This is a genomic window from Actinomyces wuliandei (assembly GCF_004010955.1).
Lineage (GTDB): Bacteria > Actinomycetota > Actinomycetes > Actinomycetales > Actinomycetaceae > Actinomyces > Actinomyces wuliandei.
In genome coordinates this window covers 286,328-306,207 of sequence record NZ_CP025227.1, presented here as the reverse complement: position 1 = coordinate 306,207, position 19,880 = coordinate 286,328, and the positions used below count along the sequence as shown (strand labels likewise).

Genomic DNA, 19,880 nt, shown 5'->3' with positions numbered 1-19,880 from the left:
GCTGTGAGCCGTGATACAACTGGCGCTTACGAACGGACCTTGATGTGCCGCCCGGTCGTTAAGCCGTGTGCCACGGTTCCGCTCCCAGCCTGACGCCATACGAGCCCCTCGCTGACGCAGCCGCAGCCTCAGTGCGCCTCCACGGCGTGGTTTGGACGGGTGAACTGTGCGGCATGCGCCACCAGCGTCCGCCCCACCGCCTCTCCCAGGCGCACGGGAACGGCGTTGCCGATGAGGCGTCCTAGGACATTGAAACGGACAGGCTCGTCTGGTCGCACGAACTTGTATCTAGATGGGAAGGTCTGCAAGATCGCGGCCTCACGTAGCGAGATGGCCCGGTCCTGCTCAGGGTGGCCGAAACGCCCGTTGCCGTAGCCGAAGCACTGAGTGGTGATGGTTGGGCTCGCCTCGTCCCAGGACATGCGTCCGTACACGCTCGGGTAGGTCCGTCGCGGGGGGTCTTGGAGACCTGATCTGACCCATGCGTCCGTACACGCTCGGGTAGGTCGCACCACTGGTCTTGCGGTGGCACGCGGCCCGGAGCTCCTCGGGCCAGTCACGCCACGTCCCCCCCCCGGCTTCGAGTGACGTATCCGCTCCAGGTTCACCCTGCTCAGCCGAGAGGCGACGTGCAGCCGGTCCTCGGGGTCCGACTCGCCAGCCCTGATGGGGCGGAGTCCCCCGATAGCCTGACGCACAGTCCTTGCTTCCCTCCCCTCCTGCGAGAGGGGAGCCAACGTCGCCGAGTCGTGAGGCGACCAGGACAAGACGCTTTCTTGTCTGCGGGACACCAATACGAGCGGCCTGGACCACGGACCACCCGACCGAGTAGCCACTCAAGTCCTCCACGAACCGGCTATATACTGGATGGTCCAGCAGCTGCGGGACGTTCTCCATCGTCACGATGTCAGGCTGGACCTCTTTCACCAGCCTGCCGAATACCTCAACCAGCTGCCAGTCGCTACCGCGCCTCTTGCCGCGGCCAGAGCGGCTGTATGTCGAGAACGGCTGGCAGGGCGCACACCCCGCAATCAGGCTGACATCAGCTCCACCGACGAGCCGTTCTACCTCTGACTCCTCAAGGTCATTCACGTCGCCTTCAACGAACCTCGCCTCATTGTTAGCCTCATAGGGGTACCTGCATGCGGGATCAATATCGATCCCGGCTACGACGTCTATGCCAGCCTGGGCGAGGCCGTGGGTGAGTCCACCGACTCCGCAGAACAGATCAACAGCACGGATCGAGAGGGTGCCGACCTCCTTTCTCACGAAACTCGCACCTCCCGTCTCCTTTCCCGTCTCCTCTTGCCTACGATCTCACGCACGATGAAGCTATCGAAGCAGCCGACGGCTTCTCGCAGGTAGTCACTGACCGCGTCGGCAGCCTCCTTGAGCTCACCGACTGCCACGGTTTCCCCACAGCACTCGACAAAGGACAGCGAACCGTGCGCCAGCCTGTTACGGCAGTCCTTGACAAGTTTCAACGCACCCATATTGTCTCTGATATGGCGCTTGGCTACCTGAGATACATCCCGGGAGATCACCAACCTGCAACCGACGCGCTCGCAGAGCTCCTTGATGGAGACGTCATCCCAGTTTCCTCCTCCACCAGGGTCGATCTTGAAGCCCTTGACCGGCACCTGGTCCAGGAGCTGTTCGCACATGCTGAGAGCAGCCTCCAGCCGTCTCCCAGGACTGAGGTCGTTGATATGAGTACGTGCGACGGACCTCACCCACTGTTCCCTCAACTCAGCACTCAGGTCACCGGGTCGGCACCCAACTTTAACCTCAGCGTAGCGCTCCTCGAAGAACCGGGCAAGCTCAGTAGTCGCCATGGCTCACCAACCTGTTCTTCACAAAGAAGATCCTCCCGTTGAGACGGGACTTTGCATTCGCGCCGTCGGCGCTGGTGATCGCCTGGAAGTCCTTCCCGCCGCCCCAGGAGGAGGCACCTCACGATAACTGTCTGCCAGCGCCGGGTCAGCCTCAAACTCTTTATTCATCTTCTTCGAGTAGGAGAAGATAAAATCGGCGGGACGGTCCCGGTACCCCTCCAGCCCGTCGCCGTAGGCAAAGAAGCGCGTCACGAGTTCTTCATAGCCACGCTCCCTCCTGGTCTTGGCGGACATGGGCGCAAGCTCGATCAAGACTGGGAGCTGCGCCAGCTCTGCCACCATATCCATGAACGGCCCGGCAAGCGCCCCCCGGCGGATCTCGGCGTTATTGGCGATCTTGCTGCCCGTGTTAATGCGCTCGAACATGTCCAGTCGCGCCGCCTCGTCAGCATACTCGTTCAGGACGATTCCGCGAATAGATCGGTTCTTATCTTGCGCTGCCTTGACTCCAGCAGGTCGTCGAACCGGAGCCTTGACAGGCGGGTCAGGGGGTCCAGCTCTCCGAGCCGGAATCCTCCGTAGATGAACTGCTCGATCGTCCAAAGACGCTGGGACCCGTCCACGATCTCAAGCCTGCCGTCGGGCATCTCCCAGAAGAAGATGAAGGGAATGGGAAGGCCCATGATCAGGGACTCGATGAAGCGAGACTTGCGTTGGTCTTCCCAGGTGAACTCCCGCTGGTAGTCCGGGACGACGTACTCGTTGTCCCGGACCTTCTGGGCCATCTCCACGGAGTACTCGATGATGTAGAAGTCGATCCGCTTGAACTGCTCGACGATCTGCTCCTCGGCACGCTCAACCTGATCAGGGCTCGGCTGCTCACCCGGACGCGTCACAGCGCACCTCTCTTCCCTGCGCGTGCGCCACCTCTCCGACAGTCTGTACAGGCCTGCCTTGAGGATGTCGTGGCGAGGGCGCCATCATCGACACGGCGGGCTGATGATCCCTAAGCCCGTTTCCGGGAGAGTACCAGGAGGCACCGACGCCTTCTACACCCTGCATCTGGGCTGTGTATTGTCGACACGATGGGATGGGATCGCAGCCTGGACAAAGCAGAGGGAACTACCCGGCCGCCCGAGTCCGCCTGAGACCCTCGGCAGATAGTTCATCTGAGCCACCAGCCTCGGGGGTCACCCGGTGGTAACCGGGTGACCCCCGTCATGCGCTACGGTCGGGGACCGCCAACATCGCCCCCAGGGCCAGGCCCCTGTGTCAGAACCTCGCTCCTGGGCCAGACTGTCAACGCCGTCCCTGAGCCAGCCAGTCGGGGGTGGCCCGGGGGTCGCGGGGGAAGAGCCGAAGCTCCTCGGCGCAGTCATCCGTGGTGACGGGGGGGTTGAGCTGGGGCTGGTGGTCGTAGTCAAAGTCGGAGACCAGCTGGTAGTCGCGGCTGCTCATGGTCAGCAACGCCCACGTCCACGCGCCCCCTCCAGGGCGGGCCATGGGCGAGCGCAGGCGCACGGACTCCTCCACGATCGGACCGGGGACCACGTTCTCCTCCCAGTTGCCCCCTGGGCGCAGGGCGCGGGTGCGGGCGGCGGCCCGCGTACCCACGCACTGGACCTCGACCGCCACCTCGCTCACACCTGCGGAGCGCATAAACTCGGCCAGGTGGGTCTGCAGGCTGTCAACAGCCTCCATCTGGGCCTCAAAGGACCACTCGGGCATGAGATCTCCTCTCCGCCCGGGCGCACCGGGCTTGGACCGCCTCTGCTGCGGTGCTTGGGAACTTGTGCCCCAAGCCTACAAGCCTCAAGCCGCAACGGCGAGTAACGCAGAGATATCTTCCGGATATGTCTCGACCGTCCTGGTACGTGGGACCAGAAGTCGGCGGTCCCGTCCCGGCGCGACGGACACCAGAGCGCGAGGGAGGACGACGGGTATATGCACTATGGCGATGTCATCCAGGCTAGAACGGTGACAGCCTGTCTCACGCGACGCAAGCGCCGCCGAGCTCTGTTTCTCCTGGCTGACACAGCTCCAGGCCCCTACGACGTCGTTCGCCTCAGCCCGATCCGCGTGAGGCAGGATGGCACGACGCACGCTGGGATGGCACCGCCTCGCGGCGTACCACGAAAGCCGGTTGAGCCAATAAGCGGCTCATGACCGGCTTCCCGTAGCCGAGCCAAGGCTGGCGCTGGCGACACAGCTGGCGGCTTCCTTGAGCGCTAGGAACGGTTCCTTGGAGGTGTTCTTTGGAGGTGGCGGCCTCCTTGAGCGCTAGGAGCGACCTGCGAGCTTGTCGCCCGTTTGCGGGTCCAGAACCGCCTGCTCCCGCAGTTGGAGCGTTTCCTGCAACCCCTGCGCCGCCCGGTTTGCGAGCCCGGGGTACGCCAGCCGACCTCCGGGGCGTCGCATGGCGTACCCCGGGCTCGCAAACCAGCGGCAAGAGACATGGCCTCTCTAGCCTCCAGGACGCGGCGCCTGGGGAGTGCGACCAGGGCTGACGTAGCTGGCCGCACCACTTAGAGGTGCGGACCAGAGTTGACGTAACTGGGATCAGCGCCCAACGGGCGCGGCTCGGAACGAGAACTGGGTGGAGACGACAGGACCGGAGTCGGCAGGACCACCAGCAGGACCAGAGTAGTCAGGACTAGGGGCTCACGTGACTGGGCACGGCGCCCAACAACTACGAGCCGGGGTCGCGGTCAGAGCTGGCGTGAACGGGATCGGCGGGCCGAGGCACCAGCGCCGGAACCTACAGGGCCGGGCTGGCCTTACGCGAGCTAGCCGAGGTAGCCGGGCGCATGGTCAGACTGGCCCGGCTGGCCGTACGCGGACTGCCCGTACCCGGCCGGACCGGGGTAGTCGGAGCCATATCCGGGGTGGCCCGGCTGCCCATATCCAGGCTCTCCGTACCCGGGCTGGCCGGGGCTGGACGCGCTCAGGCGCACGTAGGCGTAGGCGGCCATGAGGAGCCCGGCGGGAAAAGTAAAGAGAATTCCGATCGCACTGAAGTAGCCGACCACATTTTGAACTAGAATCACCAGGAACAGGGGAACCATGTCGTTGCTCGCGCCGTGACGCATCATCGAGAAGGATCGCGAGATAGACTGGAACACTGGCGTCCCCTGGTCCAGGGAGACAAACATCGCAAAGAGGCAGAAGTAGGCCACGATCGGCGCACCGATGATAACCAGCAACCCGGCAAGAGTAAGAACAGTGGCAACAAGGTAGACCGCCACGGTGCGCCAGCGGTTGGGGAAGACCAGGAAGTCCCGCAGCCGCGCACGCTCCCCGCGAGCCGCGACCAGGCACGCGTGGTACACGCCTGCCGCGACGGTTATAAGCCCCAGCAGGAATGCCAGCAGCACCGCGACAAGCGGCACCAGGAGAACCCAGGACACAGTATCTGACGCGTTCTCCACCACCGTACTCAGCGGAAAGACGCAAGCCGCCATCAGGAGGTAGAAAACCACCAGGAACAGCGGACCACCGCCAAAGACAGCAGGATTCCCCGTCACCCGCGACCACGCCCACCGCCATGCTGGCCCCACCTGGACACGGGGGTACAGCGGGAGGGACGAGGGCTGGAAGCCCGTGCCCCCACCGTCGGGAGCCGACGTCGGCCCCATGCCGGGAGGCAGTCCCCCAGGAGGAGCACCGTAGCCGTCGCCATCTCCCTGCGCCGACGGCGGCACGGCACCGTAGCCGCCCGACTGCACTGGCCGCGCGGCGGCACCGTCATCGCCCCCCTGCGCCGACGGCGGTACGGCGCCGTAGCCGCCCGGGTAGGCGGGCTGCTGCCCAGCAGTGTCGCCATAAGCCGCCCCGTAACCTGCGGTCCCGGGCTCCTGGGGTCCTGACGCCTCAGGGTCGTGGGGATGTTGAGGGTTCTGAGTCATGATGGTCTTTCCTCGGGTTCCTTATCTGCTCGATATCCGCTCGATGATCTGGGCTCGAATCGCGGCGCGACCAGCTCGATCACTCCCGCCGCTCACGGCTGGTTGCCCTGGTGAACAGCGGGTCGCTGCGCTGCTCCTCCTCGGGGATGCTCGCCGCCGTCATCAGGATGTCCGCCACCCGGTGGGCGAGGCCGGTGGTGAAGCCGGAGGAGACAGCCGACTGAGCGAAGCCGATGCTGAGGTCCTCCTCCTTCATGGTGACGTCCATAAAGGCCCTGCGGTCCACCATCCTGAACCGGACATAGCGCAGGTCGGCAAGGGGGAGGCTGAGCTCGATCCTGCCCTCCTCCACCAGCGCAGGCACCGAAGCAAGGAAGAGTCGGGCAGAGGTGACGCCCAGGTAGGTGCTCGCCTGCGCCGCCGGTCCCCCGTCGGGGCCAGGTCGCAGGCCCTGGGCCGCTCCGGTCAGGCTTCCCCGCTCCACCTCGGCCAGGGCGATGAGGGGCTCCGGGGCGGGCAGCAGCCAGCGCAGCGCTGCCAGGGCCTGGCCGGGCACCTCCTGCCCGACCACCTGGAGCGCCGGTGCCACGGCCAGCGGCTCCTCCGCAGAGCTGCCACGCAGGCGGTCCACGTGGCGCCTCATCGCCGCGACCGTCTCATCAAGGCTGGCGCCACCCAGCTGCTCGGGGGCGTGCGGGGGCCAGGGCCGACCGGTGACCTCGGCGCACAGGTGGCGCTGGGCGTCGATCAGCGTGAGGACGTCGGCCACGTGGCCCAGCTTCTCCTGGTACTTGGCCGGCATGTTGACGGACTGGTAGGTCATGGTCTTCTCGATGTCAGGAGGCCGGCTGGTCATCATGGCGAACCTGCCCGGGCTCAGTATCCACCTCCCGCTGTCGATAGTCTCCATCGTGAGATAGCCCTGGTAGTCAGCGACTACCTGCTCAATGTTGCCCCTCAGGTACTCCCAGCGGGCGGCACTGTGAGTGTCCAGGTGCTCCCGGTGCTTGTGGACACGGCGGGCAAAGAAGGCATGCTCGTCGTTGACCACCCTGTCCGGGGCGATGATGCCGACGGTGGACAACCTGGGGATGACCCCGGTCTCACGGGACCGGGCAATGATCCCCAGGAGGGTCTCACGCATGTCGCTGATCACGGGCCAGTGGTCCTCGTAGCGGGTCTCAAACGCGGAGCGCACCAGGCCCGTGCCCTCCTCAAGAGCCTGCACGATAAAGGTCATGTGGGCGCTGAGCCTCACCAGCGGCTGGGCGCGGCTGAGTCCCTGGAGCAGGTCTGCTGCCTGCGCGCTGCCCGCAGGCAGCCAGCAGACCCGGAGGTCGTCCCCGCTCGTCTGCGGGCTCGCCTGAGCGCCCGCCGGGGTAGCTGGCCGGGTGCCCGCCTGGTCGAGGACTCCCAGGCTGCCACCCTGTGCCCGGACGGGCATGGCGGCGAGGCTGGCAAGCGTCTCTGGTGAGAGCCGGACCAGCCCCTGGGTCGAGGCCCCCGGGACCACCAGGCCTGCCCGGTCCACGGCGTCGTCCAGGGCCTGGACGATCTGGCGGCCGGAGTGCTCCCCCAGGCCGAAGACCTCGACCGTCCAGCCCTGCGGCACCGTGTGCGCCACAAGCACGGCCACGCCGGGCTCTACCTCCAGGAGAACCATGTCCGCCCTCTCCAGCGGCGGGTGCTGGGGGCTGCTGGTCGTTGCGGGGTCAGACGCAGCGGGGTGGTTCGACTGCTCAGTCACGGCTGTCCCTCCTCGTCCTTCTCTGACTGGTCACGGTCTGTCTCCTGGCGCGCAGAGCCGACGGTCTGCCCGGTGCCGTCCCCGTCCTGGGCGGTCTGCCCGGTACCGGTACCGTCCCCGGAGGCATCCTCATCCCCCTCAAACACAGCCACCCCCTCTGCCAGCCACCTGGGGATGTTCTCCGGGTCCCGGGGGTAGAGCTCCAGCTCCAGGGCACAGGTACGAGGGTCAGGCCGCTCACCACTGGCTTCCTCAAGTACCGGCTCGCGCATCCAGTCGCACTCCTGGTGCAGCACCCACTCCCCCGCCACCATCCACAGCCGGCACCACGTCCACGCACCCAGGCCAGTCACAACCTGCGCACGACGCAACTTTGTCATGAAGGAGTTGACCTCATGAGGTGGGATCACACGCGACCGCTGCCCACCACGCGTGAGCTGGGGGTCAAACTGCTGAACCAGCCCCACACCCATGAACTCGATGTCAACACGCTCCCCGCCCTCCTCACGCAGCCAGTCAGCCAGCATCTCCTCAGAGCGAGCGAGAAGCTCCCCAGCAGACATCTCCGACAACCTAGCCATAAGACCCATCCCCTTAATTCTCGAAGTACTCACTTGTTCGGGAACGTCCTCGGCACGCCCCCAGCGTTAGCCAAATAGACGCGCAGCTCGGTGGGCACCCGGTCGGTCTTGGGCACGCCCTTCAGGGAGGTCCCCGGGTCCACCCCCGGTGGGCCGTCGTACTCGACCAGTACAACGGGCCTCACCCCGCGGACCCACCAGCACCGCCCCCATCCTGGGCGGCCTGCCCGGCACCGGGCACACCCCGGGCAGCATCCTGGACGGCGGACTGGGCAGCCTCCTGCCCGCCCTGCCGGTCGGCAGCCTCAGCGGCCTGGGCCTGGGCCGCCTGGCGCTCACGCTTCTTCCGGGCTCTCCTGGCCTCACGACGACGCGCGTTAGCGGCCTTCCGTTTCTCGTTGGCCGCCACCCGCTCTGCCAGCCACACAGGAATGTTCTCCGCATCCCGGGGATAGAGGTCCAGCTCGATCGAGTACTCGTCCTCCCCGATAGGGGGCCGCTCGAGCACCGGCTCGCGCATCCAGTCACACTCCTGGTGCAGCACCCACTCACCCGCCACCATCCACAACCGGCACCACGTCCACGCACCCCACCCAGCAACCACCTGCTTCTCACGCAGGTGGTCCACAGCAAACCCCGTCTCACTCGACTCAGGCAGCACTCTCTTGACCTCCCCGTCAACAGTCATCCACATCTTGTCCCTCTGGACGAGCCCGATACCGATGACCTCAATCTCAAGGCGGGAGCCCCCCTCCTCACGCAGCCACTTCGCCAGCTGCTCCTCAGCCCGGGCGAACGCCTCCTCCGGCCCCATGTCACGCATACGCACCACGGCACTCCTCTCACTCGGGATAGTTCTTAAACGGCTTACGGTGCGGGACATCCTGCTTGTCAACCCAGTGAACCTTGAACTCGGTGGGTACCCGGTCGGTCTTGGGCACGCCCTTCAGGGAGGTCCCTGGGTCCACCCCTGGAGGCCCGCCGTACTCGATCCGGATGTCCAGGTGCTTGTAGGCTCCCTGGCTGGCGGCGATCTCCTTCTCCAGCCTGTAGAAGCTGTCCGGGTGGTTCTGGTTGACCTTGCGCAGCATGGGCACCACGTTGATGTCCTCCGGAGCCCCGCCGAACTGGTGACCAGACAGGTGACCCCCGTCATAGTCGTCACCACCGTACTTACCGACCCGCTCCTGGACCGACTCCGAGCGGTACTTCTCCAGGTCACCATCAACCTTCCTGAGCTCATCCACCTGGATACGCACCGTACGACCCCACTCATCAGTGGTGTAGTGGAACCTCCCGTCCACCGTGTAGGTCGCGCTGGGCAGCGGGTCCTTCAGGTCCGGGTTGAGCGCGTCCTGCGTTATCCCCAGCCACCCACGACGCTCCACCGCCGAGTGCGCCTCCACATGCACCACCTCACCAGACTCATCGGTGTAGAAGCCACCCAGGAAGCCCCAGCCGACACCACCGGCACAGGCCTCACCCCGCGGACCCACCAGCACCGTCCCCCTCCTGGGTGGTCTGCCCGCTACCGCTCCCGCCTTGCTGGTCGGCTGCCTCAGCGGCCTGGGCCTGGGCCGCCTGGCGCTCACGCTCCTTCTTCGCCCTCCTGGCCTCACGACGACGCGCGTTGGCAGCCTTGCGCCTCTCGTTGGCCGCCACACCCGCAGCCATCCAGTCCGGGATGTTCTCCGCATCCCGGGGATGACGCTCCAGCTCCAGGGCACAGATACCCGGAGGGGGCCGCCCACCAGCAGGCCCCTCAAGTACCGGCTCGCGCATCCAGTCGCACTCCTGGTGCAGCACCCACTCACCCGCCACCATCCACAGCCGGCACCACGTCCACGCACCCCACCCAGGCACAACCTGCCTATCACGCAGCTCCGTCATGAAGGAGTTGACCTCATGAGGTGGGATCACACGCGACCGCTGCCCACCACGCGTGAGCTGGGGGTCAAACTGCTGAACCAGCCCCACACCCATGAACTCGATGTCAACACGCTGCCCGCCCTCCTCACGCAGCCAGTCAGCCAGCATCTCCTCAGAGCGAGCGAGAAGCTCCCCAGCAGACATCTCCGACAACCTAACCATAAGACCCATCCCCTTAATTGTCGAAGTACTCACTTGTTCGGGAACGTCCTCGGCACCCTCGGCACACCCCCCGCATCAGTCGCGTAGACCTCAAAGTTCACAGGCACCCGGCCTGCCTTGGGCACGCCCTTCAGGGAGGTCCCCGGGTCCACCCCCGGTGGGCCGTCGTACTCGATATAGATGTCGATGTTCTTGTAGGCTCCCTGGCTGTCGGCGATGTCGTCCTCCAGCTTCTTGTAGCTGTACGGGTAGGCCCCCTCAGTCCCCCGGTTGAGGGTGCTGCGCATGGGCACCACGTTGAGCTCCTCCGGACCCCCACCAAACCGGTGGGCCACCAGGTGGCCCCCGTCAAACCCCTCACCACCCAGGCCACCAACACGCCCACGCACCCACGAGGAGTCATACCTCTGCGAGACCTCATCCAGCCTGTCCACCTGGATGCGCACCGTACGACCCCACTCATCCGTGGTGTAGTGGAACCTCCCATCCACCGTGTAGGTCGCGCTCGGCAGAGGGTCCCTCAGGTCCGGGCTCAACGGCTCGCGCATACCCCACCACCCACGACGCTCCACCGCCGAGTGCGCCTCCACATGCACCACCTCACCGGCGTCATTGGTGTAGAAGCTGCCCCGCTTGTCCACCTGGTAGCAGGTGTTGGGCTCCAGCTCCACACCCCGCCCAAACGGCTCGTCGTGACGGGGAGCCAGGCCAGTGCCCTCGCCAACCTCCACCGTGCGCTCCACACGCGGCCGGTGCTCCTGGTTGAACGCGTCCTGGTCAGCCTCCCCGCGACGCTTCTCAAGCCGCTCAGCCACAGACTGCTCACCCGAGGAGTCACCATCACCGTCACCACCACTGCGGTCCGACGTGCCGTCCCCGTCACCACCACGGCCGGAGCCACCAGAGCCGTCACCACGACCACCACCAGCACCATCAGCCTCGTCAGCCGCGTGGCGGGCCGAGGCCTCACCGTCAGCCCCGTCAGCCCTGTGGCGGCCAGCCGAGGACTCGCCATCAGCCCCGTCAGCCCTGTGACGACCAGACGGGGCATCCGCATCAGCACCCTCGGTGTCGGCGCGGTTGTGGGCCGAGGCCTCACCGTCAGCACCCTCAGCGCGGTGACGGCCAGCCGAGGACTCACCATCGGCGCCCTCACCACGGCCGTGACCAGACGCAGACTCCGCACCATCACCATCAGCCCTGTGGCGGCCAGACGGAGCCTCCGCATCAGCACCCTCGGTGTCGGCGCGGTGACGGGCCGGGGCACCCGCCTCAGCACCCTCACCACGGTCGTGACCAGCACGGCCAGAGCCCTCAGCACCACCACTGTCACCGTCACCACGGTGGCGCCCAGACGGGGCGCCCGCCTCAGCGCCGTCACCATCAGCCCTGTGGCGGCCAGACGGGGCACCCGCCTCAGCACCACCACTGTCACCGTCACCACGGTGGCGGCCAGACGGAGCCTCCGCATCAGCACCCTCGGTGTCGGCGCGGTTGCGGGCCGGGGCCTGCGCGTCGGCGCTGTCACCACGACCAGCAGGATGACCAGCAGGGTCAGATCCGTGGGTACCACCCGCGTCGCCGTCAGCGCGACTGCGGGCCGGGGCGCCCGCCTCAGCGGCGTCGGCACCGTCAGCGCCGTCCGCGTGGCGGCCCCGCGCACCAGCCCCAGAAGCATCAGCACCGTCCGCGTCACCACTGCGGTGGAGAGGGGCCTCCCCGCCGTCGGCCTGGCCGCTCCGGCCACCACCGTGGGAGGCAGACGGCTCCTGAGCCCCCTTGCCAACGGGAACGTCCTGCCCGGGCAGCTCCTGCCCCCGGCCACCGGTCCCACCCCCGGCGTCCCCGCCGTGGGGGCCGTGACCACGCTGGCCACCCACCTCCGGCAGGTCGCTGGCGCGGCCAGGCCCCACGTCCACGGAGTGCGGAGCGGGCACCTCCGGGGCCTCGGCCCCGCCCCGGCCACGAATACGGTCCATGAGGTCAGTCAGCCCGGTAAGGTCAAAGGCCTCGCCCACCAGCTGCGCCACCTTGCGCGCCCCCTTGCTGAGCGCGGTGCCCACCGGGTCCATGAAGTCCGCGACCCGCTGGGCCACCACAGCAGCCCGCGCCGCCCGCGACACCCTGCCCAGACCAGCAGCCCCCCGCACGGCAGCCCCGCCACCACGAGCAGCCGCACCCGCAGCACCGAAAGCCCCCACCACTGCGACGTCAGGCACCACGCTGCCCGCCGCCCGAGCAGGATCCTGCCCCCACATGTCCCACGCCACCAGGTCCTTGCCCACCTCCGCCCAGGTCTCAGCCGCGGTCCCCCTCCGGAAGCTGAGGCCCCCGTCCTCCCAGGTCAGCCCCGCCAGGGCCGTCAGGCCCTTCCACGCCTCCGCCATCTGGCTCAGGCTCCACGAGACCGACCTGTCCACCTCGTTGAACTCGACACCCACCAGGCTGGCCTGGGCCTCGAGCGACCCGCCGATCCCGTCCAGCACCAGACCGTCCCACACAAAACGCCTGAGCACCTCAGCCGGGTTGTTCGGCGGAGCCGCCGACACATGGGTCCCCCACGGCAGCTCCTCGACACCAGCCAGGTCCCGCGACTCGTACCCGTAGACCAGGTCACCACCAGCCCCCGAGCCAGCCACCGACTCCGCGTGGTAGTGCTCCAGCCCGTCCAGGTCCCGGATCGTGTTGGCGCACTCGCGCTCGGCCTCCCACATGTCCGCCTGGATCGCCGAGGCCCGGTCGATGAACCCGTTGTTCTTGTTGACCAGGTCCTGGTCGTGGTCCCACTCCGGGTCCCCCGCGACCTCCTCCTTGAACGCCAGCACGTCGCTCCTGAGCGCCTGAGCCCGGGTCCTCAGCGACGACACCGTGTCGGCGAAGGTGGACAGCGCCGAGGCCATCGACTCGATACTGGTGGCCAAGGTGTCGGAGTCGTCAGCCACCGGGTCCATCGCCGCGTACAAGGACTCCTGCTCAGGAGCCTTGTAGCACACCTGCATCCCCGCCCACGTCGACTTGACCGACTCCCCCGCACTCCGCAGGTCACCCGCCTTCGTCTTGAGGTTCGTCGCGGCAGTGTCCAGCGACTCCACGTCAAACTCCAGGCACGGGATCTTCGTCTCGTCAAACGGTGTCGCAGCCACAACGCCCCTCCGTCTCCTCCGTCAGCCAGTTCATGGTCAAGCGCCTGGTCAGCAGGCGCTGCTGCGGCCACGCGTGCCGCCTTCGGCCCCCGCTACGTGGCGGCGCGCTGGAACTCCAGCGCGGAGTCCTCATCGTGGTCCAGGTAGGACTGCACCGCGTCAGCCGTGTTGGTTGTCACGTTCACGACGGTGGTTCCCAGTCCCGTCAGCTCCTCCTGGTGCATGGAGAACCAGTCGTAAATCGCGGAGGCCACCAGCTGCGCCTCACCCCCGGGGTTGAGGGTGGTCGCCGCCAGGCAGGTGTCCATCGCACTGTCCGCCTCGGTGGAGACGTCGTTGAGCGCGTCGGTGAGGTCGTTCTCCGCCAGGTCCTTCTCCGAGTTCAGGATGGAGGAGACCGTGGTGGGGTCGATGTCCCAGGAGCTCACGGCCCAGCACCCTCAGCCCATGTTGTCCACGGACTGCTTGGCGCGCTGGATCGCAGCCTGCGCCCCGTCGTCCGTGGTCTGGAGGGAGGTGCGGATCGTGGTGATGATCCCGCGCACCTCACCGGCCGCCGAGCTCCACCGCTGCTCCTTGCCCCGGTACTCCTCCGACACCCCGTCGGCCTGGTACTGGGCCATCGCGGCCTTGACGTCGGCGTCGCGCTGCCCGATGAGAGCCTCCAGACGGGAGGCCACTCGCTCAAAGTTGGACTGCGCCTCCTGGGAGGCCCCGGTGTCGTAGGAGCGCTGCTCCGTGTTGTTTGCCATGACATATCCCTTTCTGGTTGTCCGTCAGTCCCTGATCGCTTCCAGTGGCTCCCGGTCTGGGCCCCGCTGGTGGTGGACCGCCACAGGTCCGCACCGCACGCGCCCTCCTGCGGCTAGCGGCCGCCGAACCGTGCTGCGTCAAAACTGACGGAGGACTCCGCCGCACGGGTGGACTCCGCCATGTCCTGCTCCCCCTGGACAAAGGCAGTGTCCATCCCCGCGATGCCCTCCAGGATGCCGCTCAGGGCGCTGTTGAGCTCGGCGGCCACCTCGTCGGTACGGCTCTTGAACTGGTCGAAGGAGGCCCGCGCCACCCCGTTGAACCGCCCCTCCAGGGGCTCGGCGGAGGCGACCAGCTCCTTGACCAGGCCACCAAGGTCCTCGTTGGAGGTCGAGGTCTGCCTTGTCAGCGTCCCCAGGGTGGACGCGCCCATGTCGAACTTCACGATGTCTCCTCAAGTCGGCTCACAGAACCTGTGCCCGGCGCACGCTACCGACCCATCCGACACCAGGGAAGGGGACTTGGGAGACTAAAATGAAATCTGAGGATTCCCACAACTCTGGCCACCTCCCATTGCTGCATCCTCCCCAGCGGGAGGGCACCACAGGGCGCCCCGGCAGCAGAATGTCGTAACTTCGCCTCATTCTCCAGCATCTTCCCTGCTCAACGCGGTTGTAGGAATAGTGTCAAACTCAGACAGCGAACGGCTGCGGCCAGCGAGACAGGTCACTTTCCGCCGACCCGGGCCTTGCGGGCCGTCACGCTGTGGTTACAGTGGCCCCGTCCGCCTGCCCGGCCGACACCAGCCGCCCCAGCTGGCAGCGGACCGGACGCACCACCAGGACCCGCCCACCCGCCCAGGCCCGGCCCGCACGTGAGAGGAGGCCCCGTGCTCCCAGCAGACCAGCAGCCCCCGGCACCGCACCCAGCACCTGCCCGGGGACAGGTGCCCCGGGCGGCGGCCCCTGGGACCACCGGGACCCCTGGGACCGCCGCGCCCACGTCGGCCACCGTAGCCACCACGGTCCTGGCCGCCTGCCACCGCGCCCACCCGGCCCTGGTGCTGTGCTCCCTCCTCATCGACCTCACCGTCGTGGTCGGCCCTGCCGCCACCGGGCTCGCCCTGGCAGGCCCCGCCCTGGTGCGCATGGTCCTGGTCATGGTCGCCCCCTTCCTGGCCGTGACCCTGCTCTACACCCACTGCCTGCGCGGGCGGGGCCTGGGCGGGGTGCTCCTGGGGCTGAGGACCGTGGACTCCGGGGCCGGGCTCCCGCCCGGGTCGCCTCGTGCCCTCCTGGCGGTCCTGCGGCTCGGCTCAGGCGCGGGAGCCACGGTCGTGAGCACCCGGCGGGGCCCGGACCCCAGCACCGGCACGCTGGCCCAGCTGCGCGCCGCCGTCCCGCCACCACCGCCGCCTCCGCCTCCACCCCCACCGTCTCATCAGCCGACCCAGCAGGTCGCCCCGCTCCCGCCCTCAGTGCCTCCCGCCCCGGTCCCCTCCAGCGCCCAGCCGCCCAACCACCCGACGGCGCACAGGGGCGCGGCCCCCGCAGCGCCCGCTGTCGACATCCCCGACCCAGGAGGCTGGCGCGCGCGCACCACCCCCACCGCCGTCCTGGGCACGGCCCCCGACCAGCAGGCGCGACACGAGACGAGGCCAGCATGACCAGACCTTCCACCCACCCCGTCCAGGACGGGCGCGTGGGCGACCTTGCCACCGTCACCCGCCTAGAGGGGCCTGTCATCGCCTGGAGCGAGCACCTGTCCGACCTGGTGGCGCGCATGCGGCGCAGCAGCCCCATGGACATCGTTGTCGTCATCCCGGAGGCGTCCCGCCTCACCCCCGCCTTCGACCGGCTCAGCCAGGATGCGGGCCTCATCGTCCTGGTCGAGGAGGCCGACGGCTACAGGCAGCTGCGTGCCGGGTGGTACTACCCCACCCTGCGGGAGGCCGTCGAGGCAGCCACAGCGCCCAGGCGGCGCGGCCCGGCCAGCGCCCCGGCCACCACCCAGGAGCCTCCTGCTGCGCAGGCAGGCGCGCGAGCAGGGGCACCAGGCGCAGGGGCGCCAAGCACTGACATGACTGACATGCCCGACATCATGCCGGACATCTCCGTGGACTTCCTCCAGCCCTCCCAGACGGTGCCCCACCTCCTGGTGTCCGCCTCCATGTTCCAGCCCGCCCGCCGCTCAACCAGCCTGGGCCGCACCGTCGAGCTTGTGGTCGAGCACCTCCTCGACAAGGACGCGGAGATCTCCTGGGGACGCTACGAGCCCGCGGGCGCCTCCTGGGACCGCGACGCGCTGACCACCCTCAGCCGTCGGCTCATGCCGAAAGCCCACGTCACCCTCGCCGCCCACAGTGACCACGGGATCGCGTGCGGGACCCTCACCATGCTGCGCACCAGCAGCGGGGTGGAGGAGTACACCGAGCTGGTCGTGGCCCCCTCCGCCCTCTCCCTCCCCTCGCAGGAGCAGGTCTCCCGGTCCATGGGGCTGCTGAGCACCCTGGCCGTCGAGGCCAGGCCACAGTTCGTCCTGACCGCCCGCACCTACGGGCACCCGGACACCTCCCTGCCCGTCACCGTGCGCACTCCTCCCACGCCCCTGACCCTGGCTATCGGGGCCGGAGGCATCCACCTCCTGGGCCTGGACCCGCAGACCGTCGCGGACCGGCACGACGGCACCGTGATCGGGCGGGGGCGCAAGCGCGGCGTCGCCGTCCCCCTGGACAGCGGCAGGCCCGGCGACTGGACGTCACTCTTCGCGCTCCTGCCCACCCTGGACTCCCAGGGCAGGCTCCACCAGGTGCTGAGAGGCACCCGCGCCCCCGCGCAGCCGCCCGCGCCGGGAGGGACGTACCCTCCGGGGCAGCCGGGCACGACCGGGCCGGGGCACACCGGACGCCCCGGCAGCCAGCCAGGGCAGGCAGGGGGCGCCAGTGCCCCGTGAGAACGAGTCGGCAGTCCTCGACTCCGCCCGTGTCCACCTCACCCGGCTCACCGACGCCCTGGAGCGTGGTACCGGCCCCGGCCGCAGCCGACGCACGCTGCCACGCCTCATTGCCTCCCTGGTCGTGGCCTCCCTGTCGTGCGCGGGCTGTGTCGGCTACTCCTACGTCTCCAACAACCTCGACTCGCTGCGACGCACCACCACGACCACCACGGACGGGACCTCACCGGAGGCACCCTCCCCGGCCCCCGACACAGACACCGACACCGACGCGAGCACGGACACAGACACTGAGACCCGCCGTCCTCTCACCCGTGACGAGGAGAACGGCTACGGGCAGGACGGCGAGGGCGGCTACGGAGGCAGCGGCGACGGCGGGGACAGTGCCGAGGGCTACGGGCAGGACGGCGACACCCCCTACCAGGAGCGCTACGAGGAGCCCGGCTACCCGGACCCCGGCACCGGGGCGGGAGCGGGCTCCGAGACCGACCCCCACCAGGAGCAGGACCCTGCTCAGGACCAGGACGCAGCCACCGGGAACCAGGGCGAGCCCGCCCCCGAGGACCCCGCAGCCGTCCCGGGCACCGACTCCGGGCAGGACGCCCGAGAGGAGGCCCCGTGATCCCCTACACCCGCGTCACCGTGGTGAGCGAGCAGTCACGGGCCGAGGCCGTTCTACCCTCCGACGAGCCCGTCGGCGTCCAGCTGCCCGGCCTCCTGGCACTCCTGGGGCTGTCAGAGGGCTCCCGGCTCCCCCCGGTCAGCCTGGTCCGCGCCGACGGGCGGGTCCTGGAGGTGGAGCAGGACCTGGACACCCAGGACGTCCTGGACGGAGAGGTGCTGCGGGTCGTCCCTGACGACGAGGTCCCGCCACCCGTCGAGGTCTCCGACGTCAGCGGCGCCCTGGCCCAGGCCACCGACGAGCACCCCTGGCGGTGGAGCCGCAGCGACCGTGTCCGAGGCACCGGGGCGCTCCTGGCCCTGGCCACAGCAGTGGCCACCTGGGGCTGGCTGGACACCGCCCAGGACCTCCTGAGCTCCCGGCTGGCCTGGGTCGCCTACCTCCCCGGCCTGTCCCTCCTGTTCCTGGCCGCCTCGCTGTGGCTCTACCGGCCCCAGACGGGGCGGGCAGACCGGCGGACAGGACAGCGGGCAGACCGGAGAGGAGCAGACCAGGACAGCAGCACCGCCTCCCTGAGCGCCTCCCTGGGGACCCTGACCGCCTTCCTGTCGGCCGGGCTCCTCCTGCCCGTGCTGTACCGGGCAACCGTGCCGGTGGCGGGGGCCGAGCCGATCACGGCGGGCGGACCCGAGGCCGCCCTGCTGGTGTGCGTCCTCTGTCTGGGGACCCTGGGGGCAGGCCTGCGCCGCCCCGGCTGGGTGCTGGGCGCTGCCGCCTGCCTGGTGCTGGAGGGCCTGTGGACCGCCCTGGGCGAGGTCTCTCCGAGCACCGCCCTGGCCCGGGGAGGCTACGGCCTGGCCGCCCTGGTCCTCCTGGGCGCCCTGCCGTGGCTGGCCCTCATGGCCTCCGGCATCTCCCGGCTGGACAACGACGCCCTGGCCGGGACACTGCCCCCACGCCACCGGCTGGCCCGCAGCACCACCGCCGTCCACGACCTCATGGCGACAGCCAGCATCGCCCTGAGTGTGTCCCTGGCCTGGGCGGCCACCGACCTGGCCCACACCCCCGACGGCTGGGCCCGCGCCCTGGCAGGCGCCCTCACCCTGGGGATGCTGCTGCGCAGCCGGTCCTTCCCCCTGCGTCACGAGGTCCTCACCATGTGGCTGGCCTGCGCCGGCCCCGTCTACACCCTCAGCGCCACGCTGCCCTCCCAGGCCCTGCGTCTCCTGGTGCTCCTGGGCGGGGCGGGCGCCCTGGCGGCCCTGAGCCTCTACCAGCCCACGCCCCACACGCGGATCAGGCTGCGCCGCGCCGGGGACGTCGTCGAGACGCTGGCCACCGTGGCCGCCCTGCCTCTCCTGTGCGGGCTGGCGGGCCTGTTCACCCAGCTGCTGGAGGTCTTCGCGTGACACCAGCACCCCACCTGGGCACAGCGGCCCTGTCCCTGGCCGGGCTCGTCACCTCCGGGTCGCCGCGCGCGCGACGGCAGGCCGTCGAGCTCGACCGCGCCCTGCGCCTGCCGCTGCCACGCACCTGCCGCGTCGCGGTCGTGCCCACCGCCCCGGGGTGCGGCGCCACGACCACCGCCCTCCACCTCACAGCCCTGGCCGCCCGCGCCAGGCGGCTGCCCGCCCTGGTCGTGTCAGCCTCCCCCGGACCAGCCAGCGCTGCGGACCGCCTCACCTTCTCCCGCCCCTGGCCGCCCTCCCCCAGCACCCTTGACACGCTCGCGGTGACCACCGGCAGCCAGGCGCGTGAGCTGAGCGGGGCCGGACCCGACGGCCTGGTCTCCTGCCTGCGGCTGCCCCCGGCCACCACCGCGCTCCCCGGGCAGTGGGACGCTGCCAGGCGCAGGCTCATGCGCTTCTTCGACCTCGTGGTCACCGAGACTGGCTGCCTGCCGCCTCCCGCTGTCACCGAGCTGGGGCGCCACCACCACGCCGTCATCCTGGTCTCCCCGGCCCGGCGCGGCCCCGTGGAGGAGGCGCGCAAGCGGGTCCAGGCCACCAGGCGGGCCCTGGGCGGTCTCACCCAGCCCCCTGAGGTGGTGCACGTCGTCGTCGCCACCGGGCCGGGGCACCCCCTTGTCCCCGCACTCCACCCTGACGAGCAGCTCATCGGCTACGACCCGGCGCTGGGCGGGGCAGGCGGGCCGGGCCTGCTGCGCCCGGCCACCGCACGCTGCCTGGCCCGGCTGGCTGGACGGGTCCTGGCGGCCGCGTCCTCCCGGCCCGGGACGGAGGCGTGGTGA

Annotated in this window: 22 protein-coding genes; 5 read left to right on the top strand and 17 right to left on the bottom strand. The window is 69.0% G+C overall.

What is annotated here, in order from left to right:
- Positions 1-128 precede the first annotated feature (128 nt).
- From CWS50_RS13120 to CWS50_RS01250, 17 genes are all read right to left on the bottom strand, one after another.
- Entirely contained in the window at positions 129-434 is a 306-nt protein-coding gene (locus CWS50_RS13120; protein WP_243118396.1) for a DNA cytosine methyltransferase, read from the bottom strand.
- Entirely contained in the window at positions 346-1,269 is a 924-nt protein-coding gene (locus CWS50_RS14000) for a DNA cytosine methyltransferase (protein WP_206610441.1), read from the bottom strand. Before CWS50_RS14000 ends, CWS50_RS13120 begins: the two co-directional genes overlap by 89 nt.
- Positions 1,266-1,835: an MAE_28990/MAE_18760 family HEPN-like nuclease gene (locus tag CWS50_RS01310; RefSeq protein WP_127841345.1), complete on the bottom strand. Its 570-nt coding sequence runs from the start codon at positions 1,833-1,835 to the stop codon at positions 1,266-1,268. The genes CWS50_RS14000 and CWS50_RS01310 overlap by 4 nt, the downstream gene beginning before the upstream one ends.
- Positions 1,836-1,853: 18 nt before the next feature.
- Positions 1,854-2,261 carry a hypothetical protein gene (locus CWS50_RS13115; RefSeq protein WP_206610440.1) on the bottom strand — a complete coding sequence of 136 codons (408 nt, stop codon included), beginning with the start codon at positions 2,259-2,261 and terminating at the stop codon, positions 1,854-1,856.
- Between the two features lie 32 nt (positions 2,262-2,293).
- Positions 2,294-2,731, bottom strand: coding sequence for a DUF262 domain-containing protein (locus tag CWS50_RS13110; protein WP_206610439.1), 438 nt, complete (start codon positions 2,729-2,731; stop codon positions 2,294-2,296).
- Between the two features lie 403 nt (positions 2,732-3,134).
- Complete coding sequence (locus CWS50_RS01300; RefSeq protein WP_127841344.1) at positions 3,135-3,563, bottom strand: hypothetical protein; 429 nt, start codon at positions 3,561-3,563, stop codon at positions 3,135-3,137.
- Between the two features lie 1,058 nt (positions 3,564-4,621).
- Positions 4,622-5,740 carry a hypothetical protein gene (locus tag CWS50_RS01295; RefSeq protein ID WP_127841343.1) on the bottom strand — a complete coding sequence of 373 codons (1,119 nt, stop codon included), beginning with the start codon at positions 5,738-5,740 and terminating at the stop codon, positions 4,622-4,624.
- Between the two features lie 79 nt (positions 5,741-5,819).
- A complete protein-coding gene (locus CWS50_RS12865) occupies positions 5,820-7,487 on the bottom strand; it encodes a hypothetical protein (RefSeq protein ID WP_164860039.1) in 1,668 nt (555 codons plus the stop codon).
- Positions 7,484-8,050 (bottom strand): hypothetical protein, encoded by a 567-nt coding sequence (locus CWS50_RS01285; protein ID WP_139738694.1) that lies wholly within the window; start codon positions 8,048-8,050, stop codon positions 7,484-7,486. The genes CWS50_RS12865 and CWS50_RS01285 overlap by 4 nt, the downstream gene beginning before the upstream one ends.
- Positions 8,051-8,097: 47 nt before the next feature.
- On the bottom strand, positions 8,098-8,253 hold the full coding sequence (locus tag CWS50_RS12860; protein WP_164860038.1) for a hypothetical protein: 156 nt from the start codon (positions 8,251-8,253) through the stop codon (positions 8,098-8,100).
- Positions 8,250-8,900, bottom strand: a complete 651-nt coding sequence (locus tag CWS50_RS01280; RefSeq protein WP_127841341.1) for a hypothetical protein — start codon at positions 8,898-8,900, stop codon at positions 8,250-8,252. Before CWS50_RS01280 ends, CWS50_RS12860 begins: the two co-directional genes overlap by 4 nt.
- Before the next feature lie 10 nt (positions 8,901-8,910).
- Entirely contained in the window at positions 8,911-9,570 is a 660-nt protein-coding gene (locus tag CWS50_RS01275; protein ID WP_164860037.1) for a DNA/RNA non-specific endonuclease, read from the bottom strand.
- Positions 9,548-10,141, bottom strand: a complete 594-nt coding sequence (locus CWS50_RS13335) for a hypothetical protein (RefSeq protein WP_243118395.1) — start codon at positions 10,139-10,141, stop codon at positions 9,548-9,550. The genes CWS50_RS01275 and CWS50_RS13335 overlap by 23 nt, the downstream gene beginning before the upstream one ends.
- 47 nt (positions 10,142-10,188) lie before the next feature.
- On the bottom strand, positions 10,189-13,302 hold the full coding sequence (locus tag CWS50_RS01265) for a DNA/RNA non-specific endonuclease (RefSeq protein WP_127841339.1): 3,114 nt from the start codon (positions 13,300-13,302) through the stop codon (positions 10,189-10,191).
- Positions 13,303-13,394: 92 nt separating this feature from the next.
- The gene (locus CWS50_RS01260) at positions 13,395-13,730 is read right to left on the bottom strand and encodes a DUF6507 family protein (protein WP_119836698.1); all 336 of its coding nucleotides are present in this window, start codon (positions 13,728-13,730) and stop codon (positions 13,395-13,397) included.
- Positions 13,731-13,742: 12 nt separating this feature from the next.
- Complete coding sequence (locus tag CWS50_RS01255; RefSeq protein WP_119836699.1) at positions 13,743-14,054, bottom strand: pore-forming ESAT-6 family protein; 312 nt, start codon at positions 14,052-14,054, stop codon at positions 13,743-13,745.
- Positions 14,055-14,167: 113 nt separating this feature from the next.
- Positions 14,168-14,500 (bottom strand): hypothetical protein, encoded by a 333-nt coding sequence (locus CWS50_RS01250; protein ID WP_127841338.1) that lies wholly within the window; start codon positions 14,498-14,500, stop codon positions 14,168-14,170.
- A 444-nt stretch (positions 14,501-14,944) separates the two neighbouring features.
- Here CWS50_RS01250 and CWS50_RS12855 point away from each other — a divergent pair, with 444 nt between their 5' ends.
- From CWS50_RS12855 to CWS50_RS01225, 5 genes are read left to right on the top strand one after another with little or no spacing between them, the layout of a single operon-like run.
- Positions 14,945-15,721, top strand: coding sequence for a hypothetical protein (locus CWS50_RS12855; protein WP_164860036.1), 777 nt, complete (start codon positions 14,945-14,947; stop codon positions 15,719-15,721).
- A complete protein-coding gene (locus tag CWS50_RS01240) occupies positions 15,718-17,007 on the top strand; it encodes a DUF6177 family protein (RefSeq protein ID WP_127841337.1) in 1,290 nt (429 codons plus the stop codon). Before CWS50_RS12855 ends, CWS50_RS01240 begins: the two co-directional genes overlap by 4 nt.
- Positions 16,997-17,629 carry a hypothetical protein gene (locus tag CWS50_RS01235; RefSeq protein ID WP_127841336.1) on the top strand — a complete coding sequence of 211 codons (633 nt, stop codon included), beginning with the start codon at positions 16,997-16,999 and terminating at the stop codon, positions 17,627-17,629. The genes CWS50_RS01240 and CWS50_RS01235 overlap by 11 nt, the downstream gene beginning before the upstream one ends.
- Entirely contained in the window at positions 17,626-19,038 is a 1,413-nt protein-coding gene (locus CWS50_RS01230) for an EsaB/YukD family protein (RefSeq protein ID WP_127841335.1), read from the top strand. Before CWS50_RS01235 ends, CWS50_RS01230 begins: the two co-directional genes overlap by 4 nt.
- The gene (locus CWS50_RS01225; protein WP_127841334.1) at positions 19,035-19,880 is read left to right on the top strand and encodes a hypothetical protein; all 846 of its coding nucleotides are present in this window, start codon (positions 19,035-19,037) and stop codon (positions 19,878-19,880) included. Before CWS50_RS01230 ends, CWS50_RS01225 begins: the two co-directional genes overlap by 4 nt.